The organism is Thiomicrolovo immobilis (genome assembly GCF_039645955.1).
Taxonomy (GTDB): Bacteria; Campylobacterota; Campylobacteria; order Campylobacterales; family Sulfurimonadaceae; genus Thiomicrolovo; species Thiomicrolovo diazotrophicus.
This window is the reverse complement of record NZ_CP147916.1, coordinates 1422407-1444993: the sequence shown is the minus strand read 5'-3', so window position 1 is coordinate 1444993 and position 22587 is coordinate 1422407. Positions and strand designations below refer to the sequence as shown.

General features: G+C 56.2%; 29 protein-coding genes. 22 read left to right on the top strand and 7 right to left on the bottom strand.

Annotation, left to right across the window (positions count from 1 at the left end; all coding sequences use genetic code 11):
• Nucleotides 1–19: 19 nt before the first annotated feature.
• The 3 genes from WCX72_RS07440 (at nt 20) to WCX72_RS07430 (ending at nt 2492) form a co-directional block, all read left to right on the top strand.
• Complete coding sequence (locus WCX72_RS07440) at nt 20–301, top strand: hypothetical protein (RefSeq protein WP_345969202.1); 282 nt, start codon at nt 20–22, stop codon at nt 299–301.
• Nucleotides 302–489: 188 nt separating this feature from the next.
• The gene (nifE, locus tag WCX72_RS07435) at nt 490–1857 is read left to right on the top strand and encodes a nitrogenase iron-molybdenum cofactor biosynthesis protein NifE (protein WP_345969201.1); all 1368 of its coding nucleotides are present in this window, start codon (nt 490–492) and stop codon (nt 1855–1857) included.
• A 221-nt stretch (nt 1858–2078) separates the two neighbouring features.
• Nucleotides 2079–2492 (top strand): hypothetical protein, encoded by a 414-nt coding sequence (locus WCX72_RS07430; RefSeq protein ID WP_345969200.1) that lies wholly within the window; start codon nt 2079–2081, stop codon nt 2490–2492.
• Nucleotides 2493–2543: 51 nt separating this feature from the next.
• On the opposite strand, the gene WCX72_RS07425 is transcribed toward WCX72_RS07430, so the two are convergent.
• A complete protein-coding gene (locus tag WCX72_RS07425; protein WP_345969199.1) occupies nt 2544–3146 on the bottom strand; it encodes a TetR/AcrR family transcriptional regulator in 603 nt (200 codons plus the stop codon).
• A 7-nt stretch (nt 3147–3153) separates the two neighbouring features.
• Entirely contained in the window at nt 3154–3729 is a 576-nt protein-coding gene (locus WCX72_RS07420; protein WP_345969198.1) for a YceI family protein, read from the bottom strand.
• A 189-nt stretch (nt 3730–3918) separates the two neighbouring features.
• Here WCX72_RS07420 and nifN point away from each other — a divergent pair, with 189 nt between their 5' ends.
• The 9 genes from nifN to rpoN all read left to right on the top strand — a co-directional run bounded on the left by nifN (nt 3919) and on the right by rpoN (nt 9932).
• A complete protein-coding gene (gene nifN / locus WCX72_RS07415; protein ID WP_345969197.1) occupies nt 3919–5235 on the top strand; it encodes a nitrogenase iron-molybdenum cofactor biosynthesis protein NifN in 1317 nt (438 codons plus the stop codon).
• 17 nt (nt 5236–5252) lie between these two features.
• On the top strand, nt 5253–5711 hold the full coding sequence (gene nifX, locus WCX72_RS07410) for a nitrogen fixation protein NifX (protein ID WP_345969196.1): 459 nt from the start codon (nt 5253–5255) through the stop codon (nt 5709–5711).
• A gap of 44 nt (nt 5712–5755) precedes the next feature.
• Complete coding sequence (locus tag WCX72_RS07405; protein ID WP_231018261.1) at nt 5756–6211, top strand: NifX-associated nitrogen fixation protein; 456 nt, start codon at nt 5756–5758, stop codon at nt 6209–6211.
• A 23-nt stretch (nt 6212–6234) separates the two neighbouring features.
• Entirely contained in the window at nt 6235–6753 is a 519-nt protein-coding gene (locus WCX72_RS07400; protein WP_345969195.1) for a flavodoxin, read from the top strand.
• Nucleotides 6754–6840: 87 nt separating this feature from the next.
• On the top strand, nt 6841–7221 hold the full coding sequence (locus WCX72_RS07395; RefSeq protein WP_345969194.1) for a nitrogenase-stabilizing/protective protein NifW: 381 nt from the start codon (nt 6841–6843) through the stop codon (nt 7219–7221).
• A 123-nt stretch (nt 7222–7344) separates the two neighbouring features.
• On the top strand, nt 7345–7761 hold the full coding sequence (locus WCX72_RS07390) for a nitrogen fixation protein NifZ (RefSeq protein ID WP_345969193.1): 417 nt from the start codon (nt 7345–7347) through the stop codon (nt 7759–7761).
• 68 nt (nt 7762–7829) lie between these two features.
• Entirely contained in the window at nt 7830–8210 is a 381-nt protein-coding gene (locus WCX72_RS07385) for a 2Fe-2S iron-sulfur cluster binding domain-containing protein (protein WP_231018255.1), read from the top strand.
• 15 nt (nt 8211–8225) lie between these two features.
• Nucleotides 8226–8516 (top strand): 2Fe-2S iron-sulfur cluster binding domain-containing protein, encoded by a 291-nt coding sequence (locus WCX72_RS07380; RefSeq protein WP_345969192.1) that lies wholly within the window; start codon nt 8226–8228, stop codon nt 8514–8516.
• Nucleotides 8517–8663: 147 nt separating this feature from the next.
• Nucleotides 8664–9932, top strand: a complete 1269-nt coding sequence (rpoN, locus tag WCX72_RS07375; RefSeq protein WP_345969191.1) for an RNA polymerase factor sigma-54 — start codon at nt 8664–8666, stop codon at nt 9930–9932.
• Nucleotides 9933–9935: 3 nt separating this feature from the next.
• On the opposite strand, the gene WCX72_RS07370 is transcribed toward rpoN, so the two are convergent.
• Nucleotides 9936–10331 (bottom strand): P-II family nitrogen regulator, encoded by a 396-nt coding sequence (locus WCX72_RS07370; protein WP_231018251.1) that lies wholly within the window; start codon nt 10329–10331, stop codon nt 9936–9938.
• Nucleotides 10332–10493: 162 nt separating this feature from the next.
• Here WCX72_RS07370 and WCX72_RS07365 point away from each other — a divergent pair, with 162 nt between their 5' ends.
• The 4 genes from WCX72_RS07365 to nifT are packed head-to-tail and all read left to right on the top strand — an operon-like array spanning nt 10494 to nt 14489.
• Nucleotides 10494–11465, top strand: coding sequence for an iron-sulfur cluster assembly scaffold protein (locus WCX72_RS07365; RefSeq protein ID WP_345969190.1), 972 nt, complete (start codon nt 10494–10496; stop codon nt 11463–11465).
• Nucleotides 11465–12586: an aldo/keto reductase gene (locus WCX72_RS07360; protein ID WP_345969189.1), complete on the top strand. Its 1122-nt coding sequence runs from the start codon at nt 11465–11467 to the stop codon at nt 12584–12586. Before WCX72_RS07365 ends, WCX72_RS07360 begins: the two co-directional genes overlap by 1 nt.
• On the top strand, nt 12576–14240 hold the full coding sequence (locus WCX72_RS07355; protein WP_345969188.1) for an FAD-dependent oxidoreductase: 1665 nt from the start codon (nt 12576–12578) through the stop codon (nt 14238–14240). The genes WCX72_RS07360 and WCX72_RS07355 overlap by 11 nt, the downstream gene beginning before the upstream one ends.
• A 27-nt stretch (nt 14241–14267) precedes the next feature.
• Complete coding sequence (nifT, locus tag WCX72_RS07350; protein ID WP_231018245.1) at nt 14268–14489, top strand: putative nitrogen fixation protein NifT; 222 nt, start codon at nt 14268–14270, stop codon at nt 14487–14489.
• 16 nt (nt 14490–14505) lie between these two features.
• Here nifT and WCX72_RS07345 read toward each other — a convergent pair whose 3' ends face one another.
• Entirely contained in the window at nt 14506–14751 is a 246-nt protein-coding gene (locus WCX72_RS07345) for a hypothetical protein (RefSeq protein ID WP_345969187.1), read from the bottom strand.
• Nucleotides 14752–14894: 143 nt separating this feature from the next.
• Nucleotides 14895–16346 (bottom strand): acetyl-CoA carboxylase biotin carboxylase subunit, encoded by a 1452-nt coding sequence (locus WCX72_RS07340; RefSeq protein WP_345969186.1) that lies wholly within the window; start codon nt 16344–16346, stop codon nt 14895–14897.
• 171 nt (nt 16347–16517) lie between these two features.
• Here WCX72_RS07340 and WCX72_RS07335 point away from each other — a divergent pair, with 171 nt between their 5' ends.
• Nucleotides 16518–17387 carry a GyrI-like domain-containing protein gene (locus tag WCX72_RS07335; protein WP_345969185.1) on the top strand — a complete coding sequence of 290 codons (870 nt, stop codon included), beginning with the start codon at nt 16518–16520 and terminating at the stop codon, nt 17385–17387.
• 183 nt (nt 17388–17570) lie between these two features.
• On the opposite strand, the gene WCX72_RS07330 is transcribed toward WCX72_RS07335, so the two are convergent.
• Together WCX72_RS07330 and nifA are read right to left on the bottom strand one after the other, a co-directional pair.
• A complete protein-coding gene (locus WCX72_RS07330; RefSeq protein WP_345969184.1) occupies nt 17571–17738 on the bottom strand; it encodes a hypothetical protein in 168 nt (55 codons plus the stop codon).
• A 29-nt stretch (nt 17739–17767) separates the two neighbouring features.
• On the bottom strand, nt 17768–19408 hold the full coding sequence (gene nifA, locus WCX72_RS07325) for a nif-specific transcriptional activator NifA (protein ID WP_345969183.1): 1641 nt from the start codon (nt 19406–19408) through the stop codon (nt 17768–17770).
• A gap of 188 nt (nt 19409–19596) precedes the next feature.
• On the opposite strand from nifA, the gene WCX72_RS07320 reads away from it, so the two are divergent.
• From WCX72_RS07320 to WCX72_RS07300, 5 genes are read left to right on the top strand one after another with little or no spacing between them, the layout of a single operon-like run.
• Complete coding sequence (locus WCX72_RS07320) at nt 19597–20151, top strand: redoxin family protein (RefSeq protein WP_231018238.1); 555 nt, start codon at nt 19597–19599, stop codon at nt 20149–20151.
• A 23-nt stretch (nt 20152–20174) separates the two neighbouring features.
• Nucleotides 20175–20609 carry an ankyrin repeat domain-containing protein gene (locus WCX72_RS07315; protein ID WP_345969182.1) on the top strand — a complete coding sequence of 145 codons (435 nt, stop codon included), beginning with the start codon at nt 20175–20177 and terminating at the stop codon, nt 20607–20609.
• A complete protein-coding gene (locus WCX72_RS07310; protein ID WP_345969181.1) occupies nt 20602–21834 on the top strand; it encodes a nitroreductase family protein in 1233 nt (410 codons plus the stop codon). Before WCX72_RS07315 ends, WCX72_RS07310 begins: the two co-directional genes overlap by 8 nt.
• A gap of 37 nt (nt 21835–21871) precedes the next feature.
• On the top strand, nt 21872–22180 hold the full coding sequence (locus WCX72_RS07305) for a hypothetical protein (protein ID WP_345969180.1): 309 nt from the start codon (nt 21872–21874) through the stop codon (nt 22178–22180).
• 42 nt (nt 22181–22222) lie between these two features.
• On the top strand, nt 22223–22567 hold the full coding sequence (locus WCX72_RS07300) for a nitrogen fixation protein NifQ (protein WP_345969179.1): 345 nt from the start codon (nt 22223–22225) through the stop codon (nt 22565–22567).
• Nucleotides 22568–22587: the final 20 nt, after the last annotated feature.

Genomic DNA, 22587 nt, shown 5'->3' with positions numbered 1-22587 from the left:
AACAGAAAAAGGACATAGGATGAAAAAGACAATCATGGCATTGACAGCAGCGGCACTGGTCGCTTCCACGGCGGCAATGGCGCAGCAGGGCCCGGGTGCGGGCGCAGGTGCGGGCACGGCAACGATGCAGCGCGGCGCGGCAATGATGCAGCAGCAGATGCAGAGCCAGATGCGCTACCAGTACCAGGTCCGCAATATGACGCAGGCACAGCACCAGTACAAGCACCAAAACGGTGTCGAAGAGACGGTCACCGAGCCGGAAGTCGTCGAAACGACCGACCCCGTCGCCGACGCGGAGTAATCCCCCGGCACCCCGCCGGGCGCGCCCGGCATTTTGACAGCTACGGCCACCCCACTAACTGATAACCCCTCCCAAAAAACCGCTACAGGTACATATATTGCATATCACTTTGACAAGAAAATCTATAGCGAAAAGCAAGCGGATGAGCAGCTTTCTGACTATGAAAATTCCATAGGAAGGATGACATTATGGCAATGGTAAACCGCGCAAAGATCAAAGAGTTGTTGAACGAGAGTGCCTGTTCGCACAGCAAAGACAAAAAACCCGGCGAGGGGTGCGACAAGCCCAAACCGGGCCTTGCGGCAGGAGGGTGCGCCTTTGACGGCGCACAGATCTCGCTCTTTCCCTATGCGGACGCCGTCCACCTCGTACACGGCCCGCAGACCTGTCTCGGGGCCTCCTGGGAGACTCGCGAGAGCCTGAGCTCCTACAACGGACGCAACCACACCTTTATGGGCTTCACGACGGGGATCACGACGAACGACGTCATCTTCGGCGGAGACAAGCGCCTGGAAGACTCCATCGACTATGTTGTCGAACACTACAAACCCGAAGCGATCTTCGTCTACTCCACCTGTGTCACGGCGCTGGTAGGCGATGACATCGACATGACCTGCAAACTCGGCAGCGAGAAGCACGGCGTGCCGGTTGTCCCGGTGCATGCGCCGGGCTTCGTCGGGGGCAAGAACCTCGGTTCGCGCCTGGCGGGCGAGGCGGTGCTGGAGCACCTGATCGGCACCAAGGAGCCGGAATATACGACGAAGTACGACATCAACCTGATCGGCGACTACAATGTCACCGGCGATATGTGGCAGTATATGCCGATGTTCGAAAAGCTCGGCATCCGCGTTCTTGCCTCCATGAGCGGCGACGGCCGGGTCGGCGACATTCGTACGGCCCACCGCGCGAAGCTCAACGTCATCGTCTGTGCCAAGTCGCTTGTGACGCTGGTGCGCAAGATGAACGAGAAGTGGGACATCCCCTGGGTCTCCGTCTCCTTCTACGGCAAGCGCGACACGACCTTCGCCATCCGCGAGATCGTCAAGGGGCTCGGCGACCCGGAACTGATCGAGAAGGCCGAACGCCTGATCGACGAGGAAGAGGCGAAACTCGACCTCGCCCTGGAGCCCTACCGCCGGATGTTCAAAGGCAAAAAAGCCGTCCTCAATACCGGCGGGAACAAGGCGTGGTCCATCGCGTCGGGCCTGCAGGACCTCGGCATCGAGGTTGTGGCGACCTCTATCAAGAAGTCAACGGCGGACGACATCGAAAAGGCGCGCGAATACCTCGGTGAGGACGGTGTGCTGATGGACAAGCCCGCCGCGCAGCAGTCCAAGGTGATCGACGAACGGGGTGCCCACATCCTCCTCGCCGGGGGACGGAGCCTCTACACGGCGATCAAGAAGAAGATCTCCTTCATCGACGTCAACCAGGAGAAGAAGACCTCCTACGGCGGCTACAACGGACTCATCAATCTCGCCGAGGACCTCAAGTCCGCCTTCGCGAACCCGGTGTTCGCCAATGTTTCGGCCAAAGCGCCCTGGGAAGTCGGCTGATCCGCGACTAGCGAGACAGCCTTTGCGCTTCCGATCCGTGTCACGGTTTTCGGCAAAGGTTCTCCGGGAAGCATAACGTTTCCCGGGAGATTAAGTTGCTATCACATTTTTTTGCTATAATCCTTTATTCACAAAATATATTGAAGAAACTCTGATAAAAGTTGTATGTTTGTCGTTATAATGAATGACACGAATACAATACTGGTAAAGGTAAGACTGCAATGAGTGAAACAGCTCAACGCTTTGAAGTGCTGATAAAAAAACACTATTATATTTATGAACGCTACGGCGTCGATGTGACCTTCGCGCTCCTGCACCACACCGAACCGCTGGACATTCAGACCCTCGGCGGTTTCTTGCGCCTCTCGGACCACCTAGAGAAGATCGATGACAACCACTACTTCATCGTCTTCGACTTTACGGACTCGGCCCGTGCCCACAAGGCGAGCCAGAACCTGCTCTGCAAGCTTGACGATCATTTCCGCAACGACACCACCTACATCGCCATGGACAGCTTCGACACGTCGAAAAACGCCCAGATCGTGCTCAGCCGCCTGCAGCAGATCCTGGTCGAAATTCGAAAAAACCCCCGCAAACGCATCGACAGCGAACAGATACTCGACGGCCGTACCTAAACGGTCCTTCCCCTTTTTTTTCGGTAACAGCGAAGCGGCGCCGCCCGTGCGCTATGCGACGAGGTCGGCGAGTGCCTTGAGGCCCTTGGGGGTCAGGTAGGGGCGCATTGCGCCCTGAACGTGCGTGAACATTCCCTCCACATTGCGTTCATCAAGCGGCGTGCCGAGGGTTTCGAGGAAGGGGATCCAGAACTGCGTGGCCAGGAGGGTCGTGTCGGCGAGGTGCTCGAGGACGTTTGCGTAAGGCACCTGCAGGCAGCCGTTTTCCACAAGGTTGGTGAGCACGAGCAGGATGCGTTCGCGGTGGGCCAGGTTGTCCCGGACATAGAGGGCTTTGAGTTCCGGGTCGCGCGAGAGCAGAAAGAGCAGCTCGCGGTGGAAAAAGCGGTACTCCCAGTAGACCCGGCCGAGGTGCAGCATGTGCTCGTGCAGCGCGCCGATGGAGCCGGGGAGGGCTTCCGTGGCCAGTTCCGTCTGGGCTTTCATCTCCTCGTAGAGCCGAAGAATGATCGCTTCGCGGTTTTTGAAGTGGTAGTGGAGATTGCCGGGGCTCATCCCCAGCGCCGCGGCGATATGGTTCGTCGTCGCGGCCTGCGTATTGCGCTCGTTAAAGAGCTTCAGCGCGCCGGCAAGGATTTTCTTTTTCGTTCCCATGGCGGCATTATACCGGCTTGGCGATCCCCTCGAGCTCGATAGTGATCTTCACCTTGTCGCTCAGCGCCACGCCGCCCGCTTCGAGCACCTGGTTATAGGTCAGTCCGAAGTCGCTGCGTTTGATGCTCCCCTCGAGAATGATGCTGCTGCGGGTCATGCCCCACGGGTCCTTGATGGTCCCCGACACTTCCGCTTCCAGGGTGACGCTGCGGGTGACCCCGTGGATCGTCAGCTCTCCCGTCACGCTATCGCCGTCGAAGCTGGTCATGGTAAAGGTGATCTCCGGGTACTTTGCCGCGTCGAAGAAGTCGGCGCTGCGGAGATGGTCGTCGCGTTTGGCGTTGTCCGTATCGACGCTGGCGCTCTTGATGGTGCCGGAGAGCGCTTTGAGCACTTTTCCTTCCAGATCGTAGTTCCCGCTGAATTCGGCGAAGCGTCCGTTGACGTTACTGATCATCATATGGCGGATCTTGAAGCCGACGTTCGAGTGGGTCGGATCGACGTCGTAGACGGCGCCAAGGAGCAGGGAGGTGGAGAGGGAGAGCGCCGCGGCGGCTCCCAACATGCGAGTGTAGATTTTCATTTCGTATCCTTTTTGGCATCTCCTGGCTCCACAGAGGGTGCTCAGAGGTGTCTGTTAGTGTATTTACTCTAAAACTTTACTCTCTTTTTCCATGCATGTCAAGAGTAATTGCACTAATATGATAATTTCTATCGAAAAAGGGCTGCAAGAACGCGAAATGCAGATACTTCTCTATATTAAGGAGGGGCCATGTCTCAAGAAGCCGACTTCGAACTCAATAGGAAAGAACACAAGCCGCTGCAGGTCAATCCCATCAAGCATTCGCAGCCGATGGGGGCGGCGCTTGCCTTTATGGGTATCCGCAACTGCCTGCCGCTGATGCACGCCTCGCAGGGGTGTGCCTCCTATACCAAAGTCTTTTACACCAAACACTTCAATGAGCCGATCGCGATGTACAACACCTCGGTCAGCGATATTACCGCCGTACTTGACGGGGGAGATTACTCGATTCTGCTTGCCATTGACAATATCACCAAGAAGAGCAAGCTCAAGCCCGAACTCATCGGCCTGCATACGACGGGGCTGACGGAGACGAAGGGTGATGACGTCCGCGGGGTCGGGATGCATATCGAGATCCCCTACTGCTACGTCAACACGCCCGACTTCGAAGGGGGGATGGAGAGCGGCTGGGCCCTCACGGTCAAGGCGCTCGTCGACCAGCACACCGCACCGGCGACGGAGTGCAAGCCCAACAAGCTCGTGCTGATGCCGCATGTGGGTATCCAGCCCGGCGAGATCGAGAAGATCAAGGAGATGTGCGAGAACTTCGGGTTCGAGACCCTCGCATTCCCGGATCTCTCCACCTCCCTCGACGGCTATCTCAGCGAGGGGCAGGGCAAACTGGCCACGGGGGGCATCGGCATCGACGATATCGTGGCCCTGGGCGACACGGAGACGGTCATCACCATCGGCAGCTCCATGAAAGTGGGCGCCGAGGCGCTGCAGAAGAAGAACCCCGCCGTCTGCCACATCCATTTCGACCACCTGATGGGGCTGGAAAATAATGACAATTTTGTCGCGGAACTGATGAAGATAAGACAGATCGATCCGCCGCCGCTCGTGAAGCGCTGGCGCGGCCGCCTGCAGGATGTGATGCTCGACAGCCACTTCCTGGTCGGCGGAGCCCGTTTCATCGTGACCGGGGAGCCCGATGCGTGCATCGGCATCTGCGAATTGCTGCAGAGCGTCGGCGGTATTATCGATACCGTTGTTGCAACGACGTACAGTCCGATTCTCGAGAAGATCGAGGCCGAACACATCTTTGTCGGGGACCTTGAAGATGCGGCGCAGCACTTTAAAAACGCCGATCTCGTCATCAGCAATTTCCATGCGGAACGATTATTGCATATGGATGACAAAAGCCATGCCGGGCTGATGCTGCGGGGCTTCCCGAATTACGAGGAGCTCGGCAATCAGCTCAAGAACGATCAGCTTTACGAAGGAAGCTGTTTCTTTCTTTTCGAAGCGGCGAATACGCTGCGTCATGTCCGGCACGGCGAACACTAAACTGAATTGAAGGGGTCATGATGGGTGAAAGTACGAAGATCAGCGTCGAGAGCACCGGCACACTTGAAAACGCGATGAAAGTCGCCTTTGCGTCGAAGGATATGGAGACGGTCAATGCACACTTCGGCGGAGCGAAGGAGTTTGTCGTTTACAACGTTTCCAAGGACGGTTACGAGCTCAACGGGGTGATCAAGTCGGACACCAGCGGACTGACGGGCGACGACAAGACCGACTTCAAGGTGCAGTGCCTTGCGGGAATCAACATCATGTACGTCGAATCCATCGGCGGTACGGCGGCGGCGAAGGTGATCCGCGCGGGCATCAACCCGATGAAGGTCCCGGACCCCCGGGCGATCGAGGAGATCCTGGAGGAGCTGGTCAAGATGATCAACGGCAACCCGCCGCCGTGGGTCAAGCGGATTATCAACATGGAAACCGTCGACGACCCTCGCCTGGCGCGTTGGGCCGTCGAGTAAACGGCAGCAATACCAAAAAATTTCAATCTAAACGAAGGAAAACTATGACCGATACGGCACTTGAAATCAATGCATTCACCGAGGAGCTGATCCGTCAGCTGCGCGCGACGGACCAGTTCGGTAACTGGGCGAAAATGAGCGACGAAGAGCTCCTGACGAAAAAATACGTCAAGACGAAAGAGCAGCTCAAGGAGATCCCGATCATCGCGGATATCGATGAGATGCTTATCGGTGAGATCAAGATGATCTACAAAGCGATCGCCCTGCAGTTCGAGCGCAAGACGGGCGTCATGTGCAATGTCGTTATGGAGATGAGCCACGAGGGCTTCGGACGCTGTATCGTCATCGCAGACAAGATCGTCCTGGTGGACAAGTACTTCAAAGATGCGCACCGCTTCAGCTACCGCACCCTCGACAAACTGTACGAGGACGGGCAGAAACTGCTGGACAAAGCGTTCGACATTTTTGAACAGTACAAACCCTGCAAAGACAAAGCTTAATTACAACAAGGAGAGAGACACATATGGCAAACGTAGGTATTTTCGTCGGTAGTAGTACCGGTGCGACACAGGAAGTAGCGGAACTGCTCGAAGAGCAGTTTGAGGGAGCAGAGCTCATCAATATGGAAGAGGATTTCGACGATCTCGAGCAGTTCGACGATTTTGACGTCCTGCTGATCGGTTCTTCTACCTGGGGTCAGGGCGACCCGCAGCGCGACTGGGTTGACCCCATAATGGAGCTTGAGAGCGAAACACCCGATTTCAGTGGCAAAAAAGTCGCCTTTTTCGGCGCCGGCGACCAGGACACCCACGGCGAGGAGTTTGTCAGCGCCCTGGTGAAGTTCAAAACCCTTTTCGCCCAGCTCGGTGCCAATACCGAATTCGGATACTGGCCGACGGAAGGTTATACCTATAAGTTTTCCGCTGCCGAGAAAGACGGCAAGTTCGTCGGACTTGCGATCGACAAGATCAACCAGGAAGATCTGACCGAAGATCGTGTCAGCAGCTGGGCCTCTCAGCTCAAACAGGAGATGGGTCTGTAGGACAAAGTTGTCCCTGCAGGCTCTCTTAAACGATTCTGTTGTCTAAAAACTAAAGAATCAAAATTGCAAATCACTTAGAAAGGATGAATGATGGGTACGCTTGAAGAGTTTCAATCGTTGACTGATGCCGAAGATTACTTTGATTTTTTCGATCTTGATTATGACGAGCGTTTGGTATACGTTAAACGCTTTCATATCTTGAAAGAGTTCGGAGCGATGATGGACCGCGCCATCGGAAGTGAGCTCGAAGGTGATGAGAAAATGCTTGAATACTATAAGTTCGCACTCATCACCGTGTATAAGAATTTTGAGAACGGCTATGCCCCGTCCGCAGCGGACGTGTGGGATATGTTCGGAAAAGAGAGCGGTTGCGGCACGTGTTCGACGTCCGACAGCTGTAGCGACGTAGAGGAAGTGAGCAATGGGGTTCACGCCTGTACAAGCCAGGCGGATCTCAGCTTCAACTAACGAAGCCGTTTTCACGTTTTTCGGATTGCCACGGGTACATTGCCAAAAGCGGTCCGCAACAACAGTTCAAAATATAGGAGGTAAGCCATGGATGAAAATAAAATGTCGACTGCTGATAGCAAAATGATATCCCCTTCAAAAAAAGATGCCATTCTTCCGGTTTTCCGGATCGGACAGCGCGTCAAAATCACGAAGGCGATCCGTAACGACGGTACGAATCCGTTCCACCCGCGCGACGGTATCCTGATCGAACCGGGCGCCGAGGGGTACGTCACGAATATCGGCGATTTCCTCCAGGTTATTCGCGTCTATGACGTCAAGTTCATCGAGGAAGGCTCTACCTTCGGCTGTCGCGAAGGCGAACTCGTCGCCGTCGAAGAGGAAGACGGTTACGACGAAGTGGAGGACGAGCTGCGCTGGATCCGCGAGCACCGTGCGAAGCGCGAAGCGGAAAAACTCGCCAAAGCTGCTGCAGAAAAAGAAGCTGCCGAACTCGCCGCAAAAGGGGCGCAATCCCAAGACGAAGGAGACATGGCCTGAATTTTGGGTATTGACGAACTTGATGCATCAGCCATGATGTAGCGAGGGATTAAACGAAGGAGAACAACATGGCAAACGTCATTTTTTGCGGATTTGGCGATGGCATGGACAAGCGTGTACAGGCCCGCACGGGCGACGTGCTTCTGCGTGTAGCGGAAAGCAACGGCGTGAAGATCCCGACCGAGTGCAAGGACGGGACGTGCGGTAGTTGTGCGGTAAAGATCGAAGATCTGAGCGTCGAAGAGACTATGAACCCTACGACCGAAGACTATGATGCGCATGCCCAGTCTTACTATATGGAAGACAAAGAGCTCGAGACATTGGTCGAGATGGCTGCGATCACAAAGAAAGAGGCGGAAGTTGCCCAGCAATTCAACCGTCAAACCCCCGTTCGCCTTGCATGCCAGTGCATTGTAAGAAGCGACATTATTGTTAAACCGTTCGAGTAAAAAAAGGAGTATTGAATGACAACACGTGTAGAAATTATGAATGACTTCCTGGCGATCAACGTCAAGCCGGGTAAAACGATTCAGGACATTGTTGAAGCGTCAGGTTCTGCCCTGCCGTTTGGTTGCCGTGACGGCGAATGCGGGACCTGTGTGGTCTTCGTTGAGTCCGGTATGGACTTCCTCAGCGACGTGACTGACAAAGAAAAAGCGGTCATGAAAACGCTGAACGAATCCAACCCGAAAGCACGTCTGGCCTGCCAGATGAAAATTGCTCAGCCGAACGGTCTGGTCCGTCTGAAGTACTAATTCTCCCGGAGGGTTTTCCCCTCCGGACTCCTTTTCTTCCTACATTTTCGAAACCCTTAGAACGAAATTTGCATTTTTACAGCCGAATGCACAAAAATTATTCACATTCTCGTATCACATTTTTAGCAGCAGAGGTATGATTAGACGATGAAACAAGCTTTAAACCTCAAACAGAAACAGCTGCCGCGCCTCTCCATGCAGACATGGCTGCCGCTGCTACAGTGTTCGCTTTCGGACCTGGACAAACACCTGCAGGTCATCTCGAGCGAAAACCCCTGTCTTGAAGTTTCGTCGGGCTTCGAAGTCTCGGAGAGCTCATCGGACCGTTCTCACCGCGCCTACATGGAGTACCAGAACCACGTCTCAAACGCCTCCAGCGACGAAATCGAGTGGCTGAGCGTCTCTGCCCAGTCTCTTTATGAAAAGCTCGACGAGCAGATCGCCGCACCGCTCTTTCCGACACCTATCTCCCAGAAGATCGCCCGCCAGATTATCTATTACATCAGTGACGAAGGGTACTTCGAGGGGTCGATCAAGGAGATCGCGGAGCAGTGCGATACGGACATGCAGCAGGTCGAGAAGGTGCGCCAGCGTTTTGCCTACCTGGAGCCTTCGGGCGTCGGGGCCAAGGACTACAAGGAGTCGTTCCTTTTCCAGCTCAACGACGTCGAGATGGATGACGAACTAAGTATTCTCGTCAGCGCGATGATCACCCGCTTCGAGTCCATGGAGAAGTTTGTCAACCACCCGCGTCTGGGGGATGCGAAAGAGGTAATAAGCCACCTGAAGAATCCGCCGGCCCTGGAGTACATGGAGAGTGAACCGCCGGTTCTGCCCGACCTTTACGTCGCGTTCGAGGGCGGCGAGTTCATTATCAAGATGAACAACGCTTTCTACCCCGACCTCAAAGTGACGCAGATCGACAAGTACGACAATTTTGCCAAACAGAAATTCAAAGAGGCGCGCGAACTCGTCAAACTGCTCGACCTGCGCAAAGCGACCCTTTACAACGTCACGCTGGTCCTGCTGGAGAAGCAGTATGCCTTCTTCATGGGCGGGGAGCTTCAGCCGTTGAAACTCCAGGACGTCGCGGACGAGCTCGGTTTTAACGAATCGACGATCTCCCGGGCCATCAGCGACAAATACCTGGAGACGGAGCGGGGGGTGTTCGCCTTCAAAGAGTTCTTCTCCAATGCCATCGGGAACGTTTCCACGGCGGAGATCAAACATTTCCTGGAGCGGCTGGTCAAAAGTGAGGACCATGACAAACCCTTCAGCGACAAGATCCTGCATGAGAAGATCGAGGCGCGCTTCGGGATTTCGATGGTGCGGCGCTCCATCGCGAAGTACCGTCAGGAGCTGGAGATACCGCCCTTCAAAGAGCGGCGCTTTCTCTATAAGCTGGCCGAGAGCTGAGGCTCAGCTCGCGGGCGTATCAATCGCGGTGTAGTAGCTGTCGAAGTGCAGGGCGCGCTCGTCGCTGTCGTTGTGGCGCAGGGCAGCTTCGTTGGTCTCCCCGGTACGGATCCGTTCGACTTCCAGGACCGGGGTGACCCACATCTTGCCGCTTCCCTTGCCGAGATCGCGGGTATTGCATCGGATCGCCTCTTTGGCCGCCTCTTTGAAGAGTTCGTTCGAGACGACAATGTCGAGGCGAATGTTCTCATCGAGTTCAACCGGACCCGCGTCGTCGAACGCGACGCCGCCTTTTCCGATGACCTCACTGATGGTAACGCCCTCGATGGCGCGCTCTTTGAGCTCCAGTAACACGTCACTGAGGCAACTGCGGTTGAAGATGGCAGTCAGCTGGTACATGGCTGATCCTTTTATAGGGATTACTATAAACCCTGCATAAGATGTTCCCGATGTTACAGGGTGACATTTTTGTCATTGAAAATGTTTTTCGGCAGGGGGGCTCAACTGGAACGCCATTTGCATAATGGCCGGTAGAAATCTTTTTCAAAAAGGGGTCACACAATGGCTAGAGATGATTTGATCGGCGGAGCACTCTGGGAGGAGTACTCAACCGAAGTACAGCGTAGAATGAACGATCCTATTAATATGGGTGAGCTGACCGAGGCCGATGCCGGCGAGGACAAACTCGTTATCGCCGATTTCGGTGCAGAGAGCTGCGGCGACGCCGTACGCCTTTACTGGCTGATCGACCCGGCGACGGATACGATCAAGGTCAGCAAGTTCAAAAGTTTCGGTTGCGGTACGGCGATCGCCAGTTCTGATATGATGGCCGAACTCTGTATGGGTAAGACCGTCGACGATGCTCTGAAAATTACGAACATCGACGTCGAAAAAGCGCTCCGTGACGATCCGGACGTGCCGGCGGTACCGGGACAGAAGATGCACTGTTCCGTTATGGCTTACGACGTTATCAAAAAAGCGGCTTCCATCTACAAGGGTGTCGACATGGAGAGTTTCGAGGATGAGTTCATCATCTGTGAATGTGCCCGTATCACTCAGGACACGATCATGGAGGTTATCAAACTCAACAAGCTCAAATCCGTCGAGGAGATCACCGACTATACCAAGGCCGGCGGTTTCTGTAAATCCTGTGTCAAAGAGGGCGGTCACGAGAAGAAAGACGTCTACCTCGTCGACCTGCTCGAGCAGGCGCTCGAGGAAATGGCTGCCGAAGATAAGAGCCGCAAGATCATCGAAGCAAAAGGCGACGGTACGTTCGAATCCATGGGCCTTGTCCAGAAGATCAAAGCGGTCGAGTCTATTCTCGAAGAGTATATCCGTCCGACCCTCAAAGCCGACGGCGGCGACGTCGAACTGCTCGATATCGTTGAGAACGAAGGCAAATGGGATGTCCTCATCAAGTACCAGGGCGAATGTATGAGCTGTTCTATGAATACGACGACGACGCTGGCGGGTATCGAAGACATGCTCAACTTCAAACTCAAAGCCCCGATCAAGGTAATCGTTACTTAATGGCCTCATATGCGACCAAAGAAGGAACATTCGGCTACCTGAAACAGTTCCCGAAATACAGTCGGGACTTCTTCCGCTTCAACGGCGAGGCCTTCCTCTCGTCGATGGGGCTCGGGACCTTCCGCAAAGAGCCCTACCGCGAAGAGAACTACGTTCTCAACTACAAAGACGCGGTGAAGACGGCGGTGCTCAACGGCATCAACGTCATCGATACGGCGATCAACTACCGCTACCAGATGAGCGAGCGTGAGATCGGCGAGGCACTGGCCGAGCTTTTTGCAGAGGGCAAAGCAACCCGCGAACAACTGTTTATCACCTCCAAGGCGGGATTCATCCCCCTGGAGTTCCCTTTCCCGGATCCCTACGACTGGATCAACAAGAATATGCTCGAGGCGGGACTGGCGACCAAGGACGACATTGTCGTCGACCAGCACTGCATGAACCCCAAGTTCCTGCGCTGGAGCGTCGAGAGGTCGCTCCAGAACCTGGGCATCGAGACCCTGGACGCGCTCTTCCTCCACAACCCGGAGACCCAGCTGGGCTACGTGGATTATATGACGCTGCGCCTGCGCATCGCCGAGGCGTTCAAGCTCTTTGAAGCACTGGTGGCGGAGGGCAAGATCCGCCATTACGGCATTGCGGCGTGGAACGGCTTTTTGTACGAAGAGGGGCACACCGAGTACCTCAGCCTCAGAGACATCGTCGCCATCGCCGAAGAGGTCGGGGGCAAGAATCACCACCTGCGCTTCCTGGAAGTGCCGTTCAACCTTGCCAAGCCGCACGCGTACAGCTACGCCAACCAGAAGGGCCCCGACGGGCGCTACTATACGCTGCTGCAGGCGGCCTACGGCTACGGGCTGCAGTGTTTCGCGGCGTCGTCGCTGCTGCAGATGAACCTCTTCAAAGGAAAGTTCGACAGCCGCCTGGGCGAGATGATGGGTACCGGCGAACTCACGGACATTATCAGTGCGCTGCAGTTCGCCCGTTCCGGCGGGATCATGAGCGCGCTCTTCGGGGCCGTCGATCCGCAGCACGTCGAGGACAACCTGCTGCTGGCCTATGTGCCGCAGCTGCCCCAGGAGACGGTGCAGCGTGTCGTAAAGGGTGAGTATGCTGTATGATGTGATCGTCGTCGGAAGCGGGATCGCAGGTTTACATGCAGCACTCTTTGCCAAACGCGCCGGCTGTCACGTCGCCGTCCTGACCAAAAGCAACCCGTTCCGCTCCAACTCCGCCGTCGCTTCGGGCGGCATCAACGCCGTCATCAACGTCAACGAATACGATTCGGTCGAGCGCCATGTCTCCGACACCTTCGACGGTTCGGACGGTTTGGCGAATCTCGGGAATATCCGCAAAATGTGCGCCCAGGCCCCGGAGATCGTGCAGGAGCTCCAGGAGATGGGCGTCGGTTTCGATACGGACGAGGAGGGCGCCATCGCCCAGCGTCCCTTCGGGGGCGCGAGCGCGAACCGTACCTGCTACATCGCCGACCGGACGGGTTCGGCCATCGTGCAGACCCTACTGATGCAGTGCCGCAACGAAGGGGTACATATCCTCGCCAACCACAAGTTCCTCAACATCTGCAGTTTCAAAGAGAAGCTCTCCGGCGTCACCGTACTGCGGCGCCGGGACTCGCAGGTGATCGCTTTCGCCTGCAAATCGCTCATTCTTGCCGGCGGCGGGTACGCGGGGATCTTCCGCGGGCACTCCACCAACGCCCAGGAGAGCTCGGGCGACGTCATCGCGGCGGGGCTGCGGGCGGGCCTGCGCCTCTCCAATATGGAGTTCGTGCAGTTCCACCCGACGACCCTGGCAACGAACGGTTCGCTGATCAGCGAAGCGGCGCGTGGCGAGGGGGCCTACCTGGTCGACGAGACGGGCACGCGCTTCACCGACGAACTGCAGACCCGCGACAAGCTCTCCCGCGCCATCACCGAGCACATGCGCGAAGGGCATACGGTCTACCTTGATTTCCGCCATCTCGACGAGGCGCTTATCGACGCCAAGCTCCCTTCGGCACGGAAAATGGCTCTCAACGGCGCGGGCATAGACATCACCACCGAGCTGCTGCCGATCACCCCGTCTGCGCACTACACCATCGGCGGCATCTGGACGCGCGACGATACGTCGACGGATATGCCGGGGGTCTTCGCCTGCGGCGAATGCGCCGTGACGGGGGTACACGGGGCGAACCGCCTCGGCGGAAACTCCCTGTTGGAGGGGGCCTACTTCGGCCGCATGTCCGGGATTGAAGCCGCGCGCTACGCCCGCCGCCGGGAGTTCCGGCCCATCGACTACCGCGACGTGGACAAAGAGAGTCGGCGCGTGGAGCTGATCTTGGATGGAGACAACCTTTATAACATCAACGCGATGCGCAAGAACCTCGGTGCATCGCTCTTCCGCGATGCGGGCGTTTTCCGCAGCGAAGAGACGCTCTCCAGCGCGCTGGAATACTCCCACTACCTGATGGGCAGAAAACACGGGCTGCACTGTATCCACAAAGAGCGCGACAACAATGTCGAGCTGGCCTCCATTTTGGAGTTCGAGAATGCGCTGACTATCGCCGAGGCGATGATCCTTTCGGCGCTCAAACGCAAGGAGAGCAGGGGGGTGCATTACCGTGTCGACTATCCCGAGCGCGACGACCGCTATTTCAATGCGGCCTCCTATATCAAACTGATCGGGCGCGATTACCTGAAGATCTCTTTCGAGCGGGTCGTGCGGGGCGGTTTATGGCATCATACAAAAAAGGTTCTGGCTTCTATCAAAGTCTGATATCCATCTAACAACAAAGGAAAAACAATGGCAAAAGTAATGTTAAGAGACAACGGGGACGGACAGATCCTCTTTTACGTGGCAAAAAAGGACATGGAGGAGATCATCAAGGAGCTGGAATTTGACAGCGATGAGAAGTGGGGCGGAAATGTCAGCCTGACCAACGGTGACGTATGGTACATCAAACCGGGGCCGAAGAACCTCCCCGACGAAGTCGACGCAAAGATCATTACCCGCGGCGAGGACTAATGACTACATTGCGGGCCTAGTGCCCGCCGAACGCCCGCTTCATGCGTTTGATGCTCGATTGCTTTTTCTTCAGCAGATCCACCGTACACTCTACCTCACCGACATCCATTTCTTCACACAGAGCAAAACTGCCGATATGCTGAGAGAGCAGGTCGTTGATGCCTTTGTCGCTCTGCGCATCTTTGAGTTTGCTGCAAAATGCCGTGTCGGCACTGTCAATGAACTGTACTTTTCCGTCGGAAAAGATGATTTTTGTGGTCAAGGAACACCTCGTTAGTAAGATAAACACGCAAAATATTACCACATAAAAAAGTAAATTGATCAAATAATATACAAATTAATTTCTGCACATAATAAAAAATATGATATTGGATGCGCCCGGGGGAGAGGGGCGGCTTCATAGGGTCAGTGGCGGATGGAGAGGTTGTTCTGTTTGATCGTGCCGATCAGCTTGTTGATCTGATCCATGCGCTCTTCCTCTTTTTTGATGCAGTTGATCGCGTCGAGGTTGAACTTGTCCAGTTTCTCGTCCAGGTATGCCGTGGTGAAACGCCCGTCGATGAAGTCCTGGTCGCGGACGATTGCCTTGTGCAGCGGGATGTTCGTCGGCAGCCCGTCGATATAGAATTCGTCCAGGGCGCGGCGCGCTTTGCGGACGGCCCCCTCCCAGTCCAGGGACCAGATAATGAGCTTGCCGATCATGGAGTCGTAATCGGGCGGAATGACGTAGCCGGCGTAGAGGCTCGTGTCGAGGCGCACGCCGGGGCCGCCGGGGGCCATGTAGTTGGTGATCTTCCCGCAGGAGGGGAAGAACTGTTTCTGGGGGTCTTCGGCGTTGATGCGAAACTCGATGGCGTAGCCCCGGAAGATGATCTCCTCCTGCAGGAAGCGGAGCTTGTCCCCCGCGGCGATCTCGATCATGCGCTGGATGATGTCGATGCCGGAGATCAGCTCCGTCACGGGGTGCTCCACCTGGACACGGGTATTCATCTCGATAAAGAAGACGGTGTCCGCTTCATCGACGAGGAACTCGATGGTACCGACACTTTCGTACCCCAGCCGGAACATCGCCTTGGTGGAGATGCGGAAGATCTCCTTGCGGACCGCATCGTTCAGACGGGGGGAGGGCGCGATCTCGATCACCTTCTGGTGGCGGCGCTGGATGGAGCAGTCGCGCTCGCCGAGGTGCACGACGTTGCCGTACTTGTCGGCGATGATCTGTACCTCGATATGGCGCGGGTTCTCGACGTATTTTTCGATAAAGACGTCCCCTTTGCCGAAGAACTTTTTCGCTTCGTTCGTCGCGGAGTCGAACAGCTCATCGAACTCTTTCTCTTTGCGCACAATGCGCATCCCGCGCCCGCCGCCCCCGAACGCCGCCTTGATAATGACGGGGAAACCGATCTCCGCCGCGACGCGCGCGCCCTCTTTCTTGTCGGTAATGGCCGTCTGGGTCCCCTCGATAACGGGGACGCCGATCGCCTTCATCGCCGCCTTGGAGGCCGTTTTGTCGCCGAAGAGCATGATGTGCTCCGCCTTCGGGCCGATAAAGATGATCCCGGCACGGGTACAGGCGTCGGCGAACTCGGCGTTTTCGCTGAGAAAACCGTAGCCGGGGTGGATGGCGTCGCAGCCCGCTTTCTTTGCCAGCGAGATGATGCGGTCATAGTCCAGGTAGGCCTGCAGGGCGTTGCCCAGGATGGGGTAGGCCTCGTCGGCCTTGCGGACCCAGATCCCCTCGGCGTCGACTTCGGAAAACATGGCGACGCTGGTAATGCCCAGCTCTTTGCAGGCACGGATAATGCGCAGGGCGATCTCGCCGCGGTTGGCGACCAGAATTTTCGTAATCGTTTGCATGGTGACTCCGTTTCGGACGCCTTCGGGCATCCTGTTTCAAAAGGATGGAGACATTTTAGAGGGTTCCGAAAATTATTTCTTTCTATTTAATGCTTTTTTTATTTGCCTATAATGTGAGTTTTTTTCTTTTTAATTGATAGAAAAATTGTCTATTATTGCTATAATGTAGGCATGAGAAAAGAGACGCTGCAGCGGCATACGAAGATCGCCAACGATATCCTCTACTACATCTACACCCATATCGAGACCCATATCGACCTGGAGGAACTCAGCCGTGACCTGAAGATCAGCAAGTTCCATATGCACCGGATTTTCAAGGAGATGTTCGGCCAGAACATCTATGAAAGCATCAAGTCGATCCGGCTGCAGAAAGCCTCGAGCCTGCTGATCACCAACCGCTATTCGACGATTTCCGAGGTGGCGTCCCTGTGCGGTTACAGCTCGCATTCATCGTTTATCAAGGCGTTCAAGCTGCGGTTTGGAAAGAGCCCGAAACGGTGGCGGGAAGGGGGGTATAAAACCTATTCGGACCGTCTGCTCCGACGGGCGGGAATAGAGACGGCGAAGCTCTCCGAATTTGACGGCATGGAGCCCGTCATCGAAAAGCGGCCGGAGCTGGAGAGTTACTATATCCGGCACAAAGGGTATGACAGCATGATCAAGCCGACCTGGCAGAAACTGCAGACCTGGGTGCTGGACAACAATCTATCGGAGTACCGCCAGATCGCGCTCTTTCACGACAACCCGACGGTGACGCCGCTGGAGGAGTGCCGCTATATCGCCTGTATCGAGACGGACGAGCAAGTCCAGAGCGACCGCCTGCCGAAGTTCAAGATCGCGTCGGGGATCTATGCCCGTTTCGACCTGCAGGGGCGCCATGAGGATTTTCTGCGGTTCATCCACTGGGTCTACCACGTCTGGCTGCCGCGCAGCGAGTATGAAACGACGACGAAGCCCTCTTATGCCGTCTACCGGAAGAACAACTTCCTTTCGGAGGACGGCACCTTCGATCTCAGTTTCTATATCTCGATTCGGTACTGATCACACCCCGTAGATGAGGGCGGCGGGGGCGCTGTAAAACGCCATGGTCGCACCGCAGCCATTGCAGGCGAGACGGTTGCGCAGCGCGAGAAGCTGTTTATGATAGTAGTGCATTGCCATTTATTACTCCTTGGTATGAAGGAGAATGCAAACGGCATTCCAGGTTTTTTGAGCGCTGCCGGACTACTGTTTGCGCCCGAGGAACCAGCTCGGTTTCACTTCGCGGCAGACGGCTACGACGCCTTTGCTGCTCTTGGCGCACTGCTCTTTTTTGCGTCCGAGAAACCAGGTGTCGTATGTGGTGCCGATGGCGGGTGAAACGTTCGGGTTGTCTGATGTCGCGTGTGCCATGATTATGCTCCTTGGTTGGGGTGGGGCATCTAGATGTCGATGCCGTACTTCTTGATCTTGTAGCCGATCTGGCGCGGCGTCATGCCCAGCTGGGCCGCCGCTTTGGTCTGGATGCCGCGGTTCTCGATCAGGGCCTGGATGATGGACTCTTTTTCCAGCTCCTGCAGGGTCGCCTTGGTGACCGGGTGCGATTCGGCGTTGGCCGGCGCCTCCTCGATCGGCGGCGGGGCGACAGGGGCTGCCGGCACGGGCTGCGGTGTCGGCTCCGGCGTGGAGGGGTTGTAGAGCTTCTGGTAATTGAACGGCAGAACGTGGTTGAGCATCTCCGGCTGGACTTCGCCCTCGGGGCAGATCAGCACGAGGCGCTCCATCGTATTTTGCAGTTCCCGGATATTGCCCGGCCAGGGGTAGTCGAGCAGCAGCTCCAGTGCCGCCTTGGAGAGGACCATGCTCTTGTTGTGCTCTTTCATGAACTTCTTCATGTAGTGTTCGACGAGCAGTTTGACGTCTTCGTAGCGTTCGCGCAGCGGCGGCAGGTTCAGCGGAATGACGTTCAGTCGGTAATAGAGGTCCTCGCGGAACTCTGCTTTTTTGACCATATCCTCGAGGTTCCGGTTCGTCGCCGCGACAAGGCGGACGTTGGTCTTGATTGTCTTCGTACCGCCGACGCGTTCGAACTCCTGCTCCTGGAGGATACGGAGCAGTTTGACCTGCAGGGCCGGGGTGATGTCGCCGATCTCGTCGAGGAAGAGGGTGCCGCCGTCGGCCAGCTCGAAGCGCCCTTTGCGCATCTCTTTGGCGTCGGTAAAGGCGCCCTTTTCGTGACCGAAGAGTTCGGATTCGAGCAGGGTCTCGCTGATGGCGGCGCAGTTGAGCTTGATGAAGGGACCGTTCTTGCGCTGGCTGAGGTTGTGCACGGCCGTCGCGATCAGCTCCTTACCTGTACCCGTCTCACCGCGTACAAGGATCGTCGCGTCGGTCGGGGCAACGGTCTCGAGCATGCTGAAGATCTGGCGCATCTTCGTACTGCGCCCGATGATGTTCTCGAAGCGGTGCTCGCTGAGCATCTCCTCTTTATAGTACATCTTGAGCTGGTTGAGCTCCTCTTTCTCCTTGAGGTAGCGCTGCTGGATGGCGAGCGTTCCGCTAAAGAGGGAACCGACGATGGTGAGCATGCGAACGATCTCGTCGAAGTTCAGCGGCGCGTTGGGGCCGAGGTTGGCGGAGATGACGCCGGTGACGGCATCGTCCTGGATGACCGGCACGGCGACGTAGGAGACGGATTTGCTGTTGACAATACCCATTTTATTGAGGTAGTCGATACTGTTGTGGATATTTTCGATCACGACCGGTTCGCCGCCCTGTGCTGCCAGACCCGTCGCGCCTTCGCCGAGTTTGTAGGTCGCCATCAGGCGCTGCTGTTCGGTAAGGTCGATCGAAGCGTACAGGTCCAGGACATCTTCTTCATTGAGCAGGAAAAGTGCACAGCGTTCCAGGTAGTTGTGACGCTTGAGCAGGCGCATGCCCTGTTCAATCGTCTCCTTGATGTCCGTCGAACTGGCCAGGATGACCGCGATTTCGTAAAGCAGTTCGATCTCTTTGTAGGCAAAGGTCAACGAACAGGTCTTACATTCGGGCCTGTCGGGGATCACGGGGGAGTCATACATCATTACGTTTTTTCTTTCTTACTACAGTTTATAGCGGTTTCAATCGCCTGGTTGAACCTAGATTCAGTCGTTATTATAGTCCATGCCTACACCAAAATGCGACAAATATGTAGTATAAAAAATAGGCACCTATGGGAATTTCACAAGAACGTTTTTTGCATTGTTAGCGAAAATCTCACAGAGGATATGTTATGGAAATTACGGTACACGGCACCCCGACCCCCCTTATCGGAAAGCAGCCCACTCTGGGCGGAGAAGCCCCGGCGGCACGCATTACGAAACTTGACGGTTCACAGAACGTCATTGGTATGATCGCTCCCAATACCCAGTTGCTCATCGCTATTCCTTCGCTGAAAACGGAAGTCTGCTCTCTCGGCGCAAAGAAGTTCAATGATCTTCTCAAAACCTTCAAAAAGCTCAACGCCGTCATGGTGACGACGGACGATCTTGACTTTGTCAAAGACTTTGCCGAGAAAGAGTCCATCGATGCTGCGGAACTTGTCGTTGACCCGGACCGCAACTTTGCGAAAAAATACGGCCTGCTGATCAGCGAAGGCAAACTCAAAGACCGTATGGCCCGCGCCGTCTACGTCATTGACCGTGACGGCCTCGTCGCCTACCGCGAGATCGTTCCCGAGATCGTTGACGAAGTCAATTACGACGCCTGTATCGAAGCTGTTGACAAACTGGTCAACGAGAAGAAGACCGGTCACGGCCATTCTCACGAAGAGTGGATGAGCGTCTAAACCTTCTAACTAAGGAGTTCGTCATGGCAGAGAACTATATTGCGTGGCTGCTGGCACGCGGATTTGACCCCAGCGACCTGGAATCCCGGGCCTTTAACGGTAATACTCCGCTGCTGCAGGCAGCGCTTGAGGGCAACGATACGATGGTCCAGCGCCTGCTGGAGGCCGGCGTGGACCTCTATGCGGTCAACAACGACTTTAACGGCGTCATTTTCAACGCCTGTTATGCCGACAGTGCCGCGATCATTGCCCGCCTTTTCGCTGCCGGCGCGGACATTGACGACATCAACGAGAACGGCGAAACACCGCTGATGTACGCCGTCTCCGCTTCCCGTCTTAATAGCGTTAAATCGCTTCTCTCCCTCGGCGCCGACAAATCCATGCAGAACATGGACGGCTACTGCGCCATCGATTTCGCCGTCAACCGGGACGTTCTCAATCAGCTGCGCTATGCGTGAGCTGTATGATGCCACGGCGCTGACGCCGCTGCGTGTCGCCCGTTCCGGCGGCTACATCGACTGGGCTTCGCAGCCCTCCCTTTTTAAACAGTACCCGGAGTTTCTCTATCGCATCGGTTTCGACGCCCATGCGGAGCTCGCCCCGCTGGCGCTCTCGCGCTGTATCACTTTTGAGGGGAATGTCGGAGGCAAACCCTACCTGCGCCTCAATACCCCCTCTGCCGGCAATCTCCACCCCGTGGAGCTCTATGTGCAGGTTCGGGGGGTCAAAGGGGTGCTGAGCGGCACGTATCACCTGGACGCCCTCAAAGAGGAGATGGTCCTTATCCGCGAATGCGGTGCCGAGGGCCTGGAGCACTTCGTCGGGATGGAAACGCGCTTTGACGGGTTCCTTTTTGTCGTCAGCGTTGTCCCGTTCCGTTCCGAATGGAAGTACGGTCACCGCGCCTGGCGCTACTGCTACATGGATGCCGGTCACCAGATCGGCGCGCTCTGCGCCGCAATGGAAGCGTACGGGCTTGACACGACGCTGCTGGGCGAGGCGGATTTCTCGGCGCTGAACCACATGATGGGGTTCGGGCAGCAGGAGTTCGTCTGCGCGGCTATGGCCGTAGGAAAGGCGGGGGAGAAACCCGTCAAGCTGCCGAAAACGCCCCTGATGCAGGTGGCGCCCACGGACTATGACGAGAGCGACGGGGTCGTTCCCGGCTGGATCGTGCAGCACCATCCCGTCGGCACGACCCTGCCGCCGCGCATGAGCGGCAGCGCCGACGAGGCCCTGCAGCGTGCCCGTCGCTCCGCCCGGGTCTTCGCCGGGAAGACGATGCCGGCGGATGCATTTGAACGCATTATGCATACGCTCACGCGAACGCCGGAGTGGATGAACGCCTACGCGATCGTGCTCCGGGATGATCAGACCCCTGCCGGTGTCTACCGCGGGGGCAAACGGATAAAGACGGGCGACTTTGCCGAGCCCATCGCCGGGATGCTGGTCGATCAGCGTTTCGTCTCAAACGCGGAGATCGTCATGGTCCTGAGCACGCCTAAGTACAGTGCGGACCTGCAGATGGCCTCGGCCGCCTTTGCGCACGGCCTCTCATTAGAAGCCGCCGCGCGCGGGGTGGGGTACACGGCCATAGGCGCCTTTTACGATAAGAAACTGCAGACCTTTTTGGAGACGCCGGAAGACATACTCTATGTCGGCGTCTTCGGTCTGGAACGTTAGGGTATATGGAGGTGCCCTTGCTATGAATGTCAAGAAAATGAACAAAGCACACAGTGCCGAAGCACAGAAGATCCTGAACATCTACCGCTTTTACCAGAAAGACGGGAATCTGTACCTCACGGCGGACGACGAAACGCTCGACGCGATTTTCGAAGCGGTCGTCGACGCTATCAACGACTGCGGTCCGCTCAAGGCGACGCTCCCCTATAACGAGTTCGTCCATCCGAGCAAGATGACGGCGGAGGGGGACCCGGGCTGGGTCGGGCATTTCGAGGAGCGGGACAACCGCCGCTTCTTCCTCAGCGACATTCACGACTATCTCTACCTGCTCTACGGCAGACAGTAGAACGGTACTTGCATGTTGATGAGTTATATTCAAGGAGATTCCATGACAGCCATCATGCCGCCTGAACATGTCAAAATGTATGAAGACGTCAAGACACTCCTCGCCGCGTATGCGGTCAACTACTACGCCAAAACGGTCCTGGCACCCCTGGTCGCGCAGAAATCGCTGCTGATGGACCACCTCTACGAGGACATGGGCTTCAACAGCCGTACAGAGATGGGCCAGTTCATGAAAAAGAACTTCCCGAAGCTGGCGGAGGAGAAACCCAAAGAGAAGCTTTGGAAAAAATACATCTATGACCGGGTCGGCTCCATCGCCCCGGCCTGCGCCACCTGCGATGATCAGCTCACCTGCTTTAAATGCATGGTCAAAGAGCTGAGTGCCTGACGTTTCAGGCACCCGACATT